We start from the raw sequence: 15,449 nt of genomic DNA on the forward strand, positions 1-15,449 counted from the left end.
GGGCGTCTTGAAGCTTGCTGCCGGCAGCAACGGCATAAGGCTATGGGCACGGTATCGTCCACTGGCGATGAGTTCCACCGCGATAAGAGCAAGCGTCAGGCCAACCGCACGCCAGGGGCGACGCAGGGCAAGCCGCCAGCCCGACGGGGCGGCGCGATGGAAAAAACGGAGAGATTGCGGCAACAGCAGCGGTCAAGCTGCGGGTGCACACCGCCGCTGCCCGGCAAAAGCTTGCAATTTGCGATGCGAATTGACGAGCTGGACTTGCAAAGGGGCCGAGCGCGAGCAGGCGTTCCACCCGCGCTCGGCGGTAATAGATCATCCGCGCCTAAGGAGTGACGATCGTTCCCATCTTGACGACTTCGAAGTTGCTAGCGGCCAGTTGACCGAGCCAAGCGAGTTCGTCGTTGTCCCAGCGCTCGTCCGGTGCGCCGGAAACGAACCAGTTGCCGCCGTTATCGGCCAGTAACATGCCGTATTTCTTCATCGCGCGGGCGATAACCTGGACGTCGTGTGGTAGATACGAGATGTCGACGCCCGCCTTCAGGCGCACACGCATGCCAAAGGGGGCATACTGGCTGCCGGTATTGCTGCTCGCCCAATGCCGCGCCGGCGCGATGTAAGCCTTACGGGTGTAGCCCGGAGCAAGCGTAAAGCGCAGCGCATGCCGGATCTCGCCGGCTGCGACCTCGTCGTAGCGGACGAGTCCGGGGAAGATTGGCAGGCCCGCGGCATCGGCCGACGTCCAGCCGGCCGGCCGGAGCGCGTTCGAGTTTAGATCGAAGACAGCGCCGTTCGAGGCCCGCCAAGAGCTGACGCTGGTCGGGTAGTTGCCCACAGGGTAGGTACCGAAAGTCTCGAACAGCTTGCCGAACTGGGTCGGCTTCGCACAGTCGCGCTGGATGACAAGCACGTGCCGGTCCATATAGCTGGTGGCGCCGAGTCCCTCGATGGGCGCATTGGGCGGAAACGGATAGGGGCCAGCGTCGCTTTCCAACGGCCACGCGGTAAAGTCGATGGGAACCAGCGGCTGGTTTTCCGGAACGACGATATAAGGCACACCGATTTTCGTACCCCCATAGGTGCCGGATCCGAAGTCGGCGTGCAGGCGGGTGCTGAAGTTGGTGGTGTTGAGAATGGTCGAGGAGTTCGGATCGACCGCGGCGGTGGAGATGTCCTGGTTCCAGGGGTTGTCGGCCGGGAACGGCAGCTTGCCACCGAGGCTCGCCCCCGCGCCGAGATTGACGGCGCAGGTCACCGGCGCCGACGATGGCGTCGTTGCCGATTTGGTTACCGTCGCCGAGGCGTTACCGGCATCGTCGTACGCGGTCAGACCGTAGGAGTAGGTCGTCGCCGCGGCAAGACCGCTATCGGAGTAGGTTGTTGCCGAGGTCGTCGTCAACGCTGCGCCGTTGCGAGTCAACTTATAAAGCACGCTGCTCGTGTCGTCGGTCGATGCGCTCCAGGCCAGATCGACGCGATTGGCGGCAGGGGTCGCCGTAAAGTTGCTGGGGGTGGTCGGCGGCGTCGTGTCCGCGGTGGGGGTGCCAGCCTGGAAGACGACGTCGACCCAGTAGTTGCTAGCCTGCCAGGTCGCATTGGGAAACTGGACGTTCGAGCCGTAGCGGTAAACGCCGTTGCCGCCGGTCGCGCTGCTCGCCGGAGCATGCAGCGCGCCGTTGCTCGCCCAGTTGGCGAAGTAGGAGGGAGTCGTGCTGTAGTGGCCGGCCGAGTGGTAGGATGCGACGTATGTCTTGCCGGAGGAAATCGCCACCGGTTGAGTAAACCGCACTTCCTGCCAGCCACTGGCGGTTTCGTCGGCGGATGTCGCCGTAGCGAGCTTGGTCCCGGTGCTCGTCCACAAGCTGACCGGATGGCTTCCAGTATTCTGCGGACCTTTGTAGAAGCGCAGGCCGAGCACCTGACCAGCGACATCACTGTAGAACTTGACGCCCAACTCGACGGAGGAGGTATCCGGGTCAGTGATCACGCTCGGCGTTGCCGATGACTGCCAGATGGTGAGCGGCGTCTGGGCGATGGCAATGTAGACGGTCGCGGTGCTCTGGGCGCTCGTGCTGGCGTCTTCGATCGTGTAATCGAAGCGGGCGTCGGCGACAGAGTCCTGCGCGGGAGTGAACGTGATCCGCCCGCTGGTAGCGAGACTGACCGTGCCGTTGACGGCATGACCCACAGAGACAACACGCAGGAGGTGGCCGGTGCGTGTGTCGTTAGCGATGAGTTGGCCCGGCGTCAGTGTGAGAGTCGTATTGATTGTCGTCGATTGTAAATCGTCGACGGCAATCGGCACTTTCGCGGCGCTCAGCGACGGTGATGGCGCTGCGGCAATCGCCGCAGCTACAGCGAGGGCGCCAAGCGGCACAAGATAAATTTTCATTGTCATTGACCAATCCAGGGGGTTCTTGCTTAGGCAGTCTATGTCTAAGCACCCCATTTGGGCCATAGTTGGGCTATTTTGGGAAGATTCGCGGGCAGCGCTCCCTCGCCCATTTCGACCGCAAGAGGTCGCGTAGACCATCTCCGACAGCATCGAAAATTTCCCCTTCTAAAGACTAATCGCGTGATTTTATTAGCATAATCATCAGGCGTGGCCCGCAAGCGGACGCGTCCGCCACCTCAATGCTGGCGACAGTAAAGCGAGAGCAGCACCGCAGCCATACCCTATTTGGGTTAACCAATGCGGAGATTTTGAGGGGACACTGGTTGCGTCAGCGGCGAATCATGGCACGGCAACGACGCCCGGCATGCGCCGTTGGCTCACCAGACTGCGAGGATCTCTTCGACCTGACGGGCGCGCACGCTCCACGACTCGTCGGTCACCCGGACAAGACGTTGAGCGGCTCGCAGCCGACCCTCGGCGCCAGCCCGACGGATCGCCGCGACGAACGCCTCCGGGGTAGAGGCGACCTCGACGAGATCCCGGTAGCCGTCGAGCGCCGGAAAATCGGTGGCAACCACCGGAGCACCGGCCGCGAGATACTCCCTAAGTTTCAGAGGGTTGCAGGCGCGAATCTGCGCCGTGTCGCGAAACGGCAGGAGCGAGACGTCCCAGTGCTGTACATAGCCGGGGAGTGCCGCGTGCGGCCGCGGTCCGACAATGTCGACATTGGGCAGCGCGCGCAGGGAGCTGACGTCGCTACGCACGGGCCCGATTAGCAGGAACCGCCAGTCGGGCAGGGCAGCCGCGGCTGCGGCGATCAGCGGGACGTCGATCCATGCCGAAAGGCTGCCGAAGAATCCGGCGACCGGTGTACCGGCGAGAAAGTCGGCGGCACGTGGCTGACGGTCACCGAACCGCCGAAGATCGACGCCGTGCGGGACAACCACAGTCTTGTGCGGCGGAAATCGTGCCGCTAGCGCCGGGCTGGCGGCAAGGATCACGTCCGCTTTGTTCTGGAGCTCCGCTTCGCAACGGCAGACAGGGGTATGATCGACGCCGTCGAGCGCCCCCCAGTCGTCACCGCAATAGTAGACGACCGCCCGTTCACCGATGCTGCCGATCACGTCGACCGCCGTGGGCAGCGAAATCCACAGGATCGGTCGTTCCAAGCGATGCCGACGCAAGGCACGACGCACCGCTCGGCCAAGCAAAAGGCGGTTGAGGTACCGCGCCGCACGGCCCGACGCTGCCGGCACGGCGAGCGGCGCCAGACGATGAAACAGTCGCATGTCGCGCGAGTCGGCTTTCCCGTCCTCTGCCCGGTCCGCCGAACGCCCGCCACGGGCAACGGCGAGCAACTTTTGGGCGGCCCGTCGCATGTCATGGAGGGTAGCACGTGGGCGGCGCAGGCCGATCGACTCGACCCAGACCACGGCGCGGCTACCGGCAAGCTCGCGGACCAAGTGCTGGGTGCTGCTCGGGTGCGCCCCCCAGTCCTCGCCGAAGACGACGAGCGGTGCGCTCATTGCCGCTCCACCGGCGTCGCCGCGTCGATGAATCGGACGACACGGGCGGGAACGCCGGCGGCGAGCACGAACGCCGGCAGGTCGCCGGTGACCACGCTGCCGGCCGCGACCACGGTGCCACGGCCGATGCACACCCCGGCGGTCACGGTCACCCCGGTCGCCAGCCAGACGTCATTCTCGAGAATGATGTCACCGACCTGATCCGGCGTGTCCGGCAGGCCGGCGGCACGGTCGAGGGCGTCGAGCGGGTGGCCCGGATATCCGGCGAGAAAGGCGCGCCCGGCGAGGCGGACGTTGTCGCCGAGGGTGACCCGGCGACCGACCGCGATCGTCGTCTGCCAGCCGATGTCGACATTATCGCCGATGGTCAGTTGTGGAACGTCGTCTCCCGCCGAACGCCCGCAGAATGTCGTCTGTGTCGAGATCCGGCAGCCCCGCCCGACGCGCACGCTCAGCGGGCCGGTGACCAGAGGCAGACCGCCGCCGTAAAGGCGCAGCGCCGGGGCTGGCGCAGCGAGGCGTGCCTTGAACAAGGGCGTCCACCACAGGGCTGCCATCAACGCGCCGAGTCCGTCTGTGCCGACGCGAACCAGATAATAGAGCGGGAGGTGAAGCGCGCGGATTACCGGTATCTCAAAGCCCCGCAGTCCGACGATGGCCCGATAGGCGACATCGGCCAGTGGTGTGCGCCGCTCCTTGATGGTGCGGCGCAGGTGCAGCGAGGCGGCGGCGAGCCGGCCGCTGAGTCCATCGATCTCCCGGCCGTTATCCATCGCGCGCCTCACTGTCTTTCGGTCGATTCCCGTGCCCTGCCGAGTCGCGCATGATTGTTCCGGGCGCAACCGCGGTGGCTGGCCCGCCCTCGGCCCCCGCGAATGCATAGCGCGATATCGAGACGCTCAGGGCCAGCAAGATGTAGATCGGCCAAGTGTACGCTTGGCTGAGGAAGGTTCCGGAGACGACGAACCCGGCGATGCCGGCGAGTAACGACATCGCCGTCGCCCGCGCATAAGCGTCGCCATCTGCGGCCTCAAGCCGCCGGGTCGCGCGCAGCAGCTTGCCGGCGGTAGCACCGATCATCGCCACGAAGGTGAAAAAGCCGATGAACCCAGCTTCGGCTAGCACCTGGAACCAGACGCTGTGCGCTGCCACTGCCCTGCCGTGCCACTCATCGGTATAGTCGAAGTAGTTGTCGACGAACGTCATCATGCCGACGCCGGTGATGGGGTGGGCGAGAGCCATGTTGACGGCGGTCTGCCAAGCTTCGACGCGTCCCATCGCCGATTCATCAAGCCCATCCTGGGAGCCGACGAGGACGGTCCGCTCGCCGATCCCGGCGCCGACATAAAGGCCCACCGCCACGACGGCGCCGAGTGTCGCGGTCACCGCCAGTGACTTGACCTTCTGCTGAATGAATGGGGCGACAACGGCGAGAACGCCGAGGATGCCGCCACGGCTCTGCGTCGCCAGGATCGCCAGCATCAGTATGACGACGCTCACGGCGCCGAACAGTCGGCTGAGCATCGGAATTCGCCGGGTCATCGCCAGCCCCAGCGCAAAGCTGACCGGAAAGAGCAGCACCAGCGAGAGGTCGTTGGGATCGCCCAGGACCGAGCCAATGTCGCGGCCGATCGTCACTCGGGTGCCTTCGACCAGGCCGATGCCGTTGACCTTGTTCCACAAGGTCACCCCGGAAACCGCCAGGCCGGCAGCGACGAAGGCGTGGGCCGCACGGGCAAATTGCTGCGGACCGGCCGACAGCCATGCGATGGCGAGGGTAATGATCGCCACCTTGATGAAATAGCTGCTCCAGAAGGCAAAGGCGGTCTCGCGGCTCGTCGCCACCGCCACACCCAGAGTGAGTTCGGCGAAAAACAGTGCAAATAAGCTGAGTTCCACCGACCAGTACGGGCGAATCCGCTTGGTCCCCCAAAGGTGCCAGACCAGCGCGGCGAGCGCCGAGACAGCCGCGAGTTCCGGCATGTGGAACGAGTAGAGCGCGGGAAAAACCTCGGGAATGCGAAAATGGGACAGGACCACGAAGGCGAGGCAAAGCTCGAACGGCACCGTGCACAAGGGCACGAAGAACAGCACAAAGGCGACGAAGCCACCCAGCGGCTTGCCCACTGCCTGCCAGACGGCGCCGACGACGGCGCAGGCAGCAACGGCCACCGCGATCTGCGCGCTGGGCTGCGCCAACAACGGTCGGTTGCGGCGCTTGACGCGGCCCTCGCGCCGACCGCCGGCAGTCTCGCTCTTCGCCGGAGCGAAAGCGCTCACGTTGCCCGGCGGCACGTCGCGTCTCCCCGTCCGGCTTCGCAGCCGCTGCGCATCCGCGGTTGCGCACGCTCATCCATTATCGTGCCAGGTCTGCTGGCCACCAGCCGAACGTCTGGCCGTCCCGGGGAGGGGTCCAGCGCGCGTTCGGCCGGTCGCGAATACCGCGCAGGCAGTCGAGGGTGGGTCTGACTGTGCGCCACACGGTCGGGCCGAGCAGCGCCTTGGTGCGCAGCTTCCACCAGATCGCGGCGCCGCGCAGCGCCGGATCGGTATGCTCGGCATAGGCCAGCGCGATGCGATAGGTCTCGGCATCGCCGATATCGAATGCGGTGCTGGCGATCCAGAACGCCTCGGCGGCGAAGCGCCGGTGCATGGCGGCTCGCCAAGCGCCGATCTCGGAAAAGCAACCCGCCGCCGCAGCGATGACGCAGTCGGCCGCTTGCTCGACTTCCTTCATATCGCGCAGGCGCGCGGTACGGTACTTATGACTCATGTTGTTGCCATGCCACCGATAGAACGCCTGAACGGCACGAATGACGCCGATCGGCCCCCGGATGGCGAAACGCATCCACATCTCCATATCGCCGCTGTGCGGCAGCTCGACCGAATAGCCGCCCACCGCCTGCTGTACCCGCGTGCGTACCACCGCGGTCGGGGTTGACACCGCATTACCGTGCTCGAAGCAGCGCTGCAGGAACTGACGGCCGGGGATGACCTGGGACTCGGCCGAGCGCGGTGCCTCTACCGATGCTGGGTGCGCAGGGTCGGAAAAGTACTCGGCGAACCCGTAGGTCATGCCGACGTCAGGGTGGCGGTCCATCAACTGCGTCGCCCGCGCGAGCGCGCCCGGCGCCAGCAGGTCGTCTGCCGAGATCAGCAACGAATACTCGGCGCTCGCCCAACCGAGCAGTCCTTCGTTGTAGGTCAGGATATGCCCGCAGTTTTTTGTGTGGCGGCGAAAGGTCACGCGGGGATCGCGTTCGGCCAGCCGGGCGCCGATCTCCGGTGTCTCGTCGCTCGACGCATCGTCAATGATCAGGACCCGAACATCGACCCCCGCTTGCCGAAGAATGGCCTCGACGCAACCTTCGAGGTAGCGGCCGTAGTTGTAACAGGGGATGACGACGTCGACCGCGCTCATCTCTTACTTCCTTTCGAGAACGGCGACCGCTGCCGGCGACGCCTCTTCGGTGCGGCGCAAAGCGCCAAGCGAGGACGCGCCGGGCCCCGAGCAGGTCTCTCCGCCGACCGCGTAGGGGCTACCGCAGGACCATGTACCGGCTTCGTGGAACACGCCGAAGTGTGCATCGAACAGGTCGTGGCGGACATGAAAGGTGCCGCCGATCTGCGCGCACAGCACCTCCTGAAATCCCCGCTCCCGGATGAGGATGTGGACGGTGTAGACGTCGGCAACGAGCTTGAGCGGCGGCGTCAGCACCTCGATCGTGGCCACGCCCTGTTCACCATCGACTTTGACCCCATCGGCTTCACTACTAAAGTTGCAGCATGCGACGGCATCTGAGCGGAGGAAGGCGATGATGAAGTTGGGATCGACGAGTTTGGTGCGGGATTCGTAGACGATGCGGATGCGCATCCGCTCGCCGAGGTCGAAGACCGTCTTATCGTCTCCGGCTTCGCCCGAGATGACCACGTCTTTGATCATCACCGGCCACTGCTCCGGCGCGGCGCCGGTACGCAAGGTGGCGAGACGGCAGTCGGTCTCGTAAAGCTCGATACCCTTGTCGGTCGGCCCGTCGAAGACGATGCGACCGCCCTTGAGGTAGATGACCCGGCTGCACATCGTCTTAATGCTGAACATGTTGTGCGAGACGAAGAGAATCGTCGCCTGGGAGCGTTGCAGGTTTCGCGAGAAATCCATGCATTTCTTCTGGAACGAGACGTCGCCGACCGACAGCACCTCGTCGAGCAACAGAATGTCGGGTCGCAGGTGGGCGGCGACCGAAAACGCGAGGCGCACATACATGCCGCTCGAATACCGCTTCACCGGCGTATCGATGAAGTCGGCAAGGCCGGCGAACTCGACGATTGCCTCGAAGTTGCGACGTACCTCCTCGCGCGGCATGCCGAGGATTGCGCTGTAGAGGTAAATGTTCTCGCGGCCGGTCAGCTCCCAGTGAAAGCCGGTGCCGACTTCGAGCAGCGCGCTCACCCGCCCGGCGATAACGGCACGACCGGTGGTCGGAACGGTGATCCGCGACAACAGCTTAAGTAGCGTGCTCTTGCCGGCGCCGTTCAGGCCGATGATGCCGACGCTCTCGCCGTGGCGGATGACGAAGCTAGCGTCGCGCAGTGCCCAGAAGTCGCGGGAGTTGGAGCGCGCCGCGCTGCGGCGGAACAGCCCGCGCGCGCCTTCGGCGATGACGTCGCGCAACGTGTTGTGCTGCGCGGCGCTTCCCACCGCATAGCGCTTGCCGAGGCCTTCGGCACAAATGGCTTCGTTGACGCTCATATCACATCCGCGAAAACGCGCTCCATGCGGCCGAAATAGACGAGACCGCCGGCCAGCAGCGCGCCGGTCAGGGCGATGCCGATGCCGATGGCCGTGAAGTCCGGGCTTGTGGTGCCGAGCAGTGCCCAGCGAAAGCCCTCAATGATGCCGACCAGCGGATTGAGGCTATAGATGACCTTGAAGCGCTCGGGCACCAGGCTGACCGGGTAGATGAGCGGGCTCGCATACATCCAGATCTGGATGAGGAACGGCACGACGTGCTTGATGTCGCGGAAACGGACGTTGAGTGGCCCTAGCCATAAGGCAACCGCGAACGCCAGCCCCAGCGCGAGAAGAACGAACGCCGGCAGGAAGACGATGTTCGCGGTCGGCACCATGCCGTACCAGGCGAACAGCCCGATTAACGCAAACGAGGACAGCGCCAGATCGACGAGTGGCGCCGCCACCATCGCCAGCGGGATGATCAGCCGCGGGAAGTAGATCTTGCGGACGAGTTCACCATCTTCGACGAGGCTGAGCGAGCTGCGCCGCACCGCGTCGGCGAAGTACGTCCATGGCAACAGGGCGGTGAAGGCGAACAGCGGATAGGGAAGGCCGTCGGACGGAAGGCGAGCAAAGTAGCCGAAGACCACGGTGAAGATTAGCATGGTCAAACACGGCTGGATGATTGCCCAGCCAGCGCCGATCAGCGCCTGCTTGTAGCGAACCTTGATTTCTCGCCACACCAGGAAATAGAGGAGATTGCGGTATTGCCAAGCTGCTTTTAGCCGCGGCAGGAGATCCTGCGCTGCCGTCGAGACGACATAGGCCGACGACGGCACCCCCGACGCCTCCCGCATGCTGTGATCCACGAATAGCTCCTCTTCAGCTCAGCTCTATCCCGCGGTCGACTCTCACCTCGGTATGGTCAGCAGGTGTCGGGTGTAAGGAAGGTACCGGCAGCCTCCCGGTTTCAGCAGGCTGTGTACGTGATACACCGCCGCCAGCCGGCGTTTGCCGCGCCGGCGGCATTCATCGGAAATGGCATGCAATGCCGCGCCGTGCTTGCGCCTTAGTGAACGCCGCTCTTCGCGCGGCAACGGCAGCGTTTCAAGTTCACGCAGAAAATCATCTTCGTAGACGAGCATCTCGAAGCTTTTACTGAGCGAATGAGGTGTGTCGTTGTAGCGGTAAGAAAATTGTGGAGAGAAGCGGACTTTCTTTGAGAGAGAGGCCTTATAGGCGATCCATGTCCACTCAAAGAGCGGAGGGATGTCTCCGAACCAGTCGACCGGAAAAGCGATACTGCGAAAGATTGTACCGGATGGATAGAGCCAGTTCGCTTGGCGCAATGCGGCGAGCGGTGCTCGCCCAACCGCATCGACGTCGCTGATAATTGGCTGCTGCCGCCCGTCGACGCTGCTGAGGTAGCCGTTGGTGACCACCGCATCCGCCTCAGGCTGCGCCTCGATTGCCGCGAGCATCGCATCGACGCCGTTCGGCAGGTACGCATCGTCGTCGTCGAGGAAGGCAAAGTAGGGCGCGGATACCGCCGAGCGCCCGGCGATCAAGGCGCGCTGCAGGCCACCGACGATGTGAACGACGTGCACACCCGCGATCTGGCGTACCGCTGCGATCACTGCCGCATCGAAGCGATCTCCGTTGATTACGATGATCGGTCGCACCCGGCAGCGCTGGCCACGCATCAAGCTGTCGATGGCGTTGATCAGCGACGTGCGGCGGCCGGCCTCGGCCAGGGTCCGGATAATCACTTCAACTGTCACGAGGTTTCCCCCCAAGACCTCGCTGCGCCGGCATGTCCTGATCCGGCCAGCGTTACCTGCGAGCGACGGCAGCAAGGCTTGTGCCAAGCGTCGATGCCGCTGGCCCGCGCCATGCAATCCAACGGGCGGCAGCCGGTGATGACCGGCACCGGGGCAGGTGCAGCGAGCGCCGATGGTTCCAAAACAGAGGGAGCGGTGGGGGAAGGCGATGGGAACGGTGGAAACGAGGCAGTTTGCGCGCCCGGTGGTCTCGGTGGTCATACCGGCGCGTAACTGCGGCGCGCTGCTGCCGGCGGCGATTGCCAGCGTCGATGCGCAGGACGTCGACAACGTTGAGATCGTCGTCGTCGACGACGGCTCCAGCGATGGAACCGCCGAGTGGCTGGCCAATGAGCGCTGCTCCCGCCCGGGTCTTGTGGTTCTCACCGGCGGTGGCGACGGACCGAACATCAGCCGCAATCGGGCGATCGTCGCCGCCGCGGCACCACTGATCGCCTTCCTTGATGCCGACGATCTGTGGACACCGGGTAAGCTCGCGGCACAGCTTGCCTTCCACGCCAATGATCGGTCCGCAATCTTCAGCTTCACCGACTATCTGCACGTCGACCCGTCCGGCGCCTGTCACGGCACCAGCTTCGAGTACTGGCCGGCCTTCCGTCGTAGCCTCGCCGGCGAGGACGCCACAAACGGCTTTCGCCGGCTCGACCGTCCTGCCGCCCACATCCTTGCCGAGAACGTCGTCGGTACGTCGACAGTGGTCGCCCGGCGCGAGGTGTTGCAAAATGCATCCGGTTTTGATGCGAGCTTGCGTTCTGCAGCGGACTGGGACCTGTGGCTGCGTCTGGCGCGCAGCGGCCCGGTCGGCTTCAGCCGCACCGTCGGCACCCGCTACCTGATGCAACGGCCGGGATCGGTCAGCGCCAACGCAGCCCTGCGCATCGCCTGCATGCACCGCATCCTCGATGCCAACGCGCCGTTTCTGCTCGCCGCTGGAGAGTCCGGCTCGGTGCGGCTGGCGCGGGCGCACCTCCTCGAGACGGAAGCGGAGTTCGCGCGCGCCCAAGGACGTCGCGGCGAGGCGATCGCCACGCACCTCAGGGCGTGGGCGCTTTGCCCCTCGGCGCGCCGCCTCAGAGCAATCGCCGCCGATTTGCGCCCGGCCCGGCGAGATCCGGCGCACGCCGGTGATCAGGCCCGCGTCACTCCTCAGGCGTAAGCAAAGCGGCCCGGTTCGCCACCGCGCATACCCGGCAGTGGAGCGCTTTGCTCGTGGCGCGGGTCAGGCCGGCGACGCACCGATCGCTCGCGCGTAGACGGCGAGCACTTTGTCGACCCCGATCGCCGGGGAGAACGCCGCGGCGACCGCGGCGCGGGCCGCGGCGCGGACCGCCGTGTCGTCCATCGCCTGCCATGCGGCGATCGCCGCCGCCATTGCCGGCACGTCGCCGGGCGGAACCAGCCAGCCAGTCCGCTCGTGCGCAATGCATCGCGGCAGCGCACCAACCGCAAAGGCGGCGACCGGCACACCGTAGGCCATCGCTTCCAGTGCCGCCATCGGCAGGCCTTCGTGGCGCGAGGGCATGCAGAGCAGCCCGACGTCCTGCCAGTGTTCGGCCATCCCCGCGACCATGCCGGCGAAGCGCACGTGATGGGCGTGCGCGGCTTCGAGCGTCCGGCGCATCGGCCCATCGCCGTAAATGCAAAAGCGCAGGTGCGGGAACGCTGCAGCGAGACTGCAAAACGTGTCCGGTCCCTTCTCGTGAGAAAGACGGCCGACGAACGCCACGGTTTCGGGACGCGGGCCCGCCGCGGCCGCCGGCGCCGCCGGCAGTTCGACGAAGTTCTCGATCAGCGCCGATCCCTGCGGCAGCCGTTCGCGAATTGCATCGCTAACGGCAATGCAGTGCGCGAATCGAGCAGTCAGGTAGTCGGTGGCAACGTAGAGCCGCATCCGGCCGAAACCTGGCTCGCCGGCGTGAAAACTCGAGACGACCGGAAGGCCGAGCAGGCGTGCCATCAGTCGGCCGAGCACGCCGGCCTTATAGCCGTGGGTATGCACGATCGCCGGTCGCCGCTGGCGCAATGCGGCGAACAGGCTTGCCATCGTGCCGGCGAGGGTGGTGTGGGCAATGCCTGCGCCATCGAGCGCCGCCTTCAGCGGATGCGCGCCATGATCGGCAAGAAACACCACTTCAGCAGCGACGCCGCGGGCAACCAGTGCTCGTGCCAGGGTTGCGACGTGCGATTCGATCCCGCCCGGCTGGCGACTGTCGAGCAGCAGCCACACGGATGACGGAGTGCCCGGACGGGCCGGAGATAGCGCGGTGACTGACACCGAAGCGAGACCCTCCTGCCGGTGAGCGCAGCGGCCGCGGATGACGACGGCACCACCGGCAAGCGCTATGCCAACGACCGCGAACGCCCGAGCGACCGCCGGCCTGCGTCGCCCGTCGTGTGCGCATCCGTCGCACCGCGCCAGATAGCGCTTGGCAGGCTCCTTGCCTTATCAGCGGCAGGGACGTCCGACGGCTCGACGCCGCGGAACTTTCGCCGGGGATCGTACCTCGGGAAAATGGGGAAACGCAGCATGGGCACCTACCTGATCACCGGCGGATGCGGTTTCATTGGCTCGCACTTGGCGGATGCGCTGATTGCGGCGCGGCACCGGGTGCGCATTCTCGACGATCTGTCGACCGGGCGGTTTGGCAATGCGCCGCGGCAGGCCGAGGTGTTGGTCGGCAGCGTCGCCGACGTCGAACTGGTCGGCCGGGCGATGAGCGGCATCGACGGCTGCTTCCATCTCGCCGCGGTCGCCTCGGTGCAACGCTCGAACGAGGCGTGGCTGGAGACCCATCTGACCAACCTCGTCGGCACCATTGCCGTGCTCGATGCGGCGCGCCGGCAGCGCACGCCGGTGGTCTTCGCGTCGTCGGCGGCGGTCTACGGGCGCCAACCCGTCCAGCCGCTCACCGAGGACTGCCCACCAGATCCGCTCACCGCCTACGGCGCCGACAAGCTCGGCTGCGAGCGCCATGCCCGGGTGGCCGGGCTCGTCCACCGGGTGCCGACGGCGGGCCTGCGCTTTTTCAACGTCTACGGGCCGCGCCAGGACGGTCGATCGCCCTACTCGGGAGTGATCTCGATCTTCGCCGAGCGGCTGAGCCGCGGTGCCGCCCTCGACGTCTACGGTGATGGCCAGCAGATGCGCGATTTCGTCTATGTCGGCGACGTCGTCCGCTTTCTGAGCGCGGCAATGGCCGCGGCCAGCCCTGAGGCCCCGGTGTTCAACGTCTGCACTGGCGTTCCCACCTCGATCGTCACCCTTGCCGCCACCCTCGCCCGGCTGTGCGAGCGCCCGCACGCGGTGCGCTTCTACCCGGCGCGCGCCGGTGACATTCCGTCCTCGTTCGGCTGCCCGGAGCGGGCGGCGGCGGCGCTCGGCGTGCGCGCTGCCGTCACCCTCGCCGACGGCCTCAAAACCACCCTGGCCAGCCCCGCTGCCCCTCGCAAAGCCGCCTGATCCCCCATAGGACCAGTGGGGCGGTCAGGCCTCAAGAAGGCAGCGTCAACTGGCATCTTCAGATTGATGGCAAACGCGACGACTAAACAATGCCTCGCGACAGGCGTGGTTATGCCGTTATGCCGGCGCCGGTGCCGCTGACCCAGGTGGCGAAGGCCTGGGTGCGAGCGGACCAGAAGGTTGCGGGGCTCTAAACGAGGATATCGAGAACGAAATTATCCTGGTCGACGGCACGCCAACATCAATGTTTTCCCCGGCGATGCCGACGACGATTTCGGCAAGGTGCCACCTCCAACGAGACACCATGGCACCCTCGTTGTCCTTCGCGCCGACAGAGAGCCGTCAGGCGACGTGATTGCGGGGACGCTTGAACCGCCGAGTGGCGGTGATCAGGGCGTCCACCACCCGGTCCTGATCGCCATCAGTCATCTCCGGATAGAGCGGCAGCAGGATGCAGCCGTCGCGTGCCCGTTCGGACTGCGGCAGTGGGAACGTAGGACGTTGGCCGGCGTACGCCTCCTCGAGATGGGTGCACATGATTCCCCGCCGGGTGGCGATACCGTCGTCGAGCATGGCCTGCATCACCTCGACCTGCGGGCAGGCAGGATCGAGACGCACGCAGTAGCTCTGCCAGTTCGAGCGCGCCCATACCGGCTCGCTCGGCGCGTGCACGTCGGGGCAGTTTGCCAGTCGCTCCTTATAGTTCTGGGCAAGCGCCCGCCGTCGCTGCAGGATGTCGGGCAGGCGCTCGAGCTGACAACGTCCAACCGCTGCCTGGATGTCGGTCATCCGATAGTTGAAGCCGGGGATGCGATAGCTCTCAAAGATGACCGCGCCGGCGTTATGACGCACGGCATCGGACACGCTCATACCGTGCTGCCGCCACAGGCGGAACAGGGCATCCCACTCCGGGTTGGCGGTGGTAAGCATGCCGCCGTCACCGGTGGTGATCACTTTGCGCGGATGGAACGAGAAGCAGGCGACATCCGAGTGTGGCCGGCCGATTCGCTCCCACTGTCCGGCTTCGACGCGGATCTCCGAGCCGACCGCACACGCCGCGTCCTCAATGACCGGCAGTCCATGATGACGAGCGACCGCGAGAACGCGGCTGAGATCGCACGGCATGCCCATTTGGTGGACGCACAAGATCGCCTTGGTACGGTGGGTGACCGCAGCGGAGATGCGCTGCGGGTCGATGTTGTAGGTCTGCGGGTCGATGTCGACGAACACCGGCATGGCGTTGCAGCACAGCACGCTGTTCGCTGTGGCGATAAACGAGTGGCTGACGGTGATCACCTCGTCGCCGAAGCCAACCCCGGCCGCGAGCAGCGCGAGATGGAGGGCAGCCGTGCAGTTGGAGACGGCGCAGGCGTAACGGGCGCCGACGAATGCTGCGAACTCGTGTTCGAACGCTGCGACCTGACGGCCTTGTGTCAACCATCCGGAGAGCACCGTTGCCTGTGCAGCCGCCGCCTCGGCTTCACCTACCATC

12 protein-coding genes are annotated in these 15,449 nt (G+C 65.5%); 2 read left to right on the forward strand and 10 right to left on the reverse strand.

The features are described 5' to 3' along the window. Positions 1–328: 328 nt before the first annotated feature. From IPK66_12015 to IPK66_12050, 8 genes are all read right to left on the reverse strand, one after another. Complete coding sequence (locus IPK66_12015; protein MBK8175956.1) at positions 329–2,401, reverse strand: DUF4082 domain-containing protein; 2,073 nt, start codon at positions 2,399–2,401, stop codon at positions 329–331. Between the two features lie 374 nt (positions 2,402–2,775). Further along, positions 2,776–3,924, reverse strand: coding sequence for a glycosyltransferase (locus tag IPK66_12020; GenBank protein MBK8175957.1), 1,149 nt, complete (start codon positions 3,922–3,924; stop codon positions 2,776–2,778). Beyond that, positions 3,921–4,697, reverse strand: coding sequence for an acyltransferase (locus tag IPK66_12025; protein ID MBK8175958.1), 777 nt, complete (start codon positions 4,695–4,697; stop codon positions 3,921–3,923). The genes IPK66_12020 and IPK66_12025 overlap by 4 nt, the downstream gene beginning before the upstream one ends. Then, positions 4,690–6,219: an O-antigen ligase family protein gene (locus IPK66_12030; GenBank protein MBK8175959.1), complete on the reverse strand. Its 1,530-nt coding sequence runs from the start codon at positions 6,217–6,219 to the stop codon at positions 4,690–4,692. The genes IPK66_12025 and IPK66_12030 overlap by 8 nt, the downstream gene beginning before the upstream one ends. 61 nt (positions 6,220–6,280) lie before the next feature. Beyond that, a complete protein-coding gene (locus IPK66_12035; GenBank protein ID MBK8175960.1) occupies positions 6,281–7,345 on the reverse strand; it encodes a glycosyltransferase family 2 protein in 1,065 nt (354 codons plus the stop codon). A gap of 3 nt (positions 7,346–7,348) precedes the next feature. Then, complete coding sequence (locus tag IPK66_12040; protein ID MBK8175961.1) at positions 7,349–8,674, reverse strand: ABC transporter ATP-binding protein; 1,326 nt, start codon at positions 8,672–8,674, stop codon at positions 7,349–7,351. After that, positions 8,671–9,513 (reverse strand): ABC transporter permease, encoded by an 843-nt coding sequence (locus IPK66_12045; GenBank protein MBK8175962.1) that lies wholly within the window; start codon positions 9,511–9,513, stop codon positions 8,671–8,673. The genes IPK66_12040 and IPK66_12045 overlap by 4 nt, the downstream gene beginning before the upstream one ends. Positions 9,514–9,567: 54 nt before the next feature. Beyond that, positions 9,568–10,437 carry a glycosyltransferase family 2 protein gene (locus IPK66_12050; GenBank protein MBK8175963.1) on the reverse strand — a complete coding sequence of 290 codons (870 nt, stop codon included), beginning with the start codon at positions 10,435–10,437 and terminating at the stop codon, positions 9,568–9,570. A gap of 172 nt (positions 10,438–10,609) precedes the next feature. On the opposite strand from IPK66_12050, the gene IPK66_12055 reads away from it, so the two are divergent. Beyond that, positions 10,610–11,653, forward strand: coding sequence for a glycosyltransferase family 2 protein (locus IPK66_12055; GenBank protein MBK8175964.1), 1,044 nt, complete (start codon positions 10,610–10,612; stop codon positions 11,651–11,653). Positions 11,654–11,716: 63 nt separating this feature from the next. Here the strand turns inward: IPK66_12055 and IPK66_12060 are convergent, their stop codons facing one another. After that, complete coding sequence (locus tag IPK66_12060; protein ID MBK8175965.1) at positions 11,717–12,772, reverse strand: glycosyltransferase family 4 protein; 1,056 nt, start codon at positions 12,770–12,772, stop codon at positions 11,717–11,719. A gap of 252 nt (positions 12,773–13,024) precedes the next feature. On the opposite strand from IPK66_12060, the gene IPK66_12065 reads away from it, so the two are divergent. Beyond that, positions 13,025–13,957, forward strand: a complete 933-nt coding sequence (locus IPK66_12065) for an NAD-dependent epimerase/dehydratase family protein (protein MBK8175966.1) — start codon at positions 13,025–13,027, stop codon at positions 13,955–13,957. A gap of 342 nt (positions 13,958–14,299) precedes the next feature. On the opposite strand, the gene IPK66_12070 is transcribed toward IPK66_12065, so the two are convergent. Then, positions 14,300–15,448 (reverse strand): DegT/DnrJ/EryC1/StrS family aminotransferase, encoded by a 1,149-nt coding sequence (locus IPK66_12070; protein ID MBK8175967.1) that lies wholly within the window; start codon positions 15,446–15,448, stop codon positions 14,300–14,302. Between the last annotated feature and the right edge of the window lies 1 nt (position 15,449).

The sequence above is a fragment of the Rhodospirillales bacterium genome, assembly GCA_016712595.1.
In the GTDB taxonomy this organism is placed as follows: domain Bacteria; phylum Pseudomonadota; class Alphaproteobacteria; order Rhodospirillales; family Defluviicoccaceae; genus Defluviicoccus.

What these genes read in the sequence shown, in the direction of transcription:
- IPK66_12015 (MBK8175956.1), bottom strand. Translation starts at nt 2,401, where the DNA reads ATGACAATGAAAATTTATCTTGTGCCGCTTGGCGCCCTCGCTGTAGCT.
- IPK66_12020 (MBK8175957.1), bottom strand. Translation starts at nt 3,924, where the DNA reads ATGAGCGCACCGCTCGTCGTCTTCGGCGAGGACTGGGGGGCGCACCCG.
- IPK66_12025 (MBK8175958.1), bottom strand. Translation starts at nt 4,697, where the DNA reads ATGGATAACGGCCGGGAGATCGATGGACTCAGCGGCCGGCTCGCCGCC.
- IPK66_12035 (MBK8175960.1), bottom strand. Translation starts at nt 7,345, where the DNA reads ATGAGCGCGGTCGACGTCGTCATCCCCTGTTACAACTACGGCCGCTAC.
- IPK66_12040 (MBK8175961.1), bottom strand. Translation starts at nt 8,674, where the DNA reads ATGAGCGTCAACGAAGCCATTTGTGCCGAAGGCCTCGGCAAGCGCTAT.
- IPK66_12045 (MBK8175962.1), bottom strand. Translation starts at nt 9,513, where the DNA reads ATGCGGGAGGCGTCGGGGGTGCCGTCGTCGGCCTATGTCGTCTCGACG.
- IPK66_12055 (MBK8175964.1), top strand. Translation starts at nt 10,610, where the DNA reads ATGGTTCCAAAACAGAGGGAGCGGTGGGGGAAGGCGATGGGAACGGTG.
- IPK66_12065 (MBK8175966.1), top strand. Translation starts at nt 13,025, where the DNA reads ATGGGCACCTACCTGATCACCGGCGGATGCGGTTTCATTGGCTCGCAC.
- IPK66_12070 (MBK8175967.1), bottom strand. Translation starts at nt 15,448, where the DNA reads ATGGTAGGTGAAGCCGAGGCGGCGGCTGCACAGGCAACGGTGCTCTCC.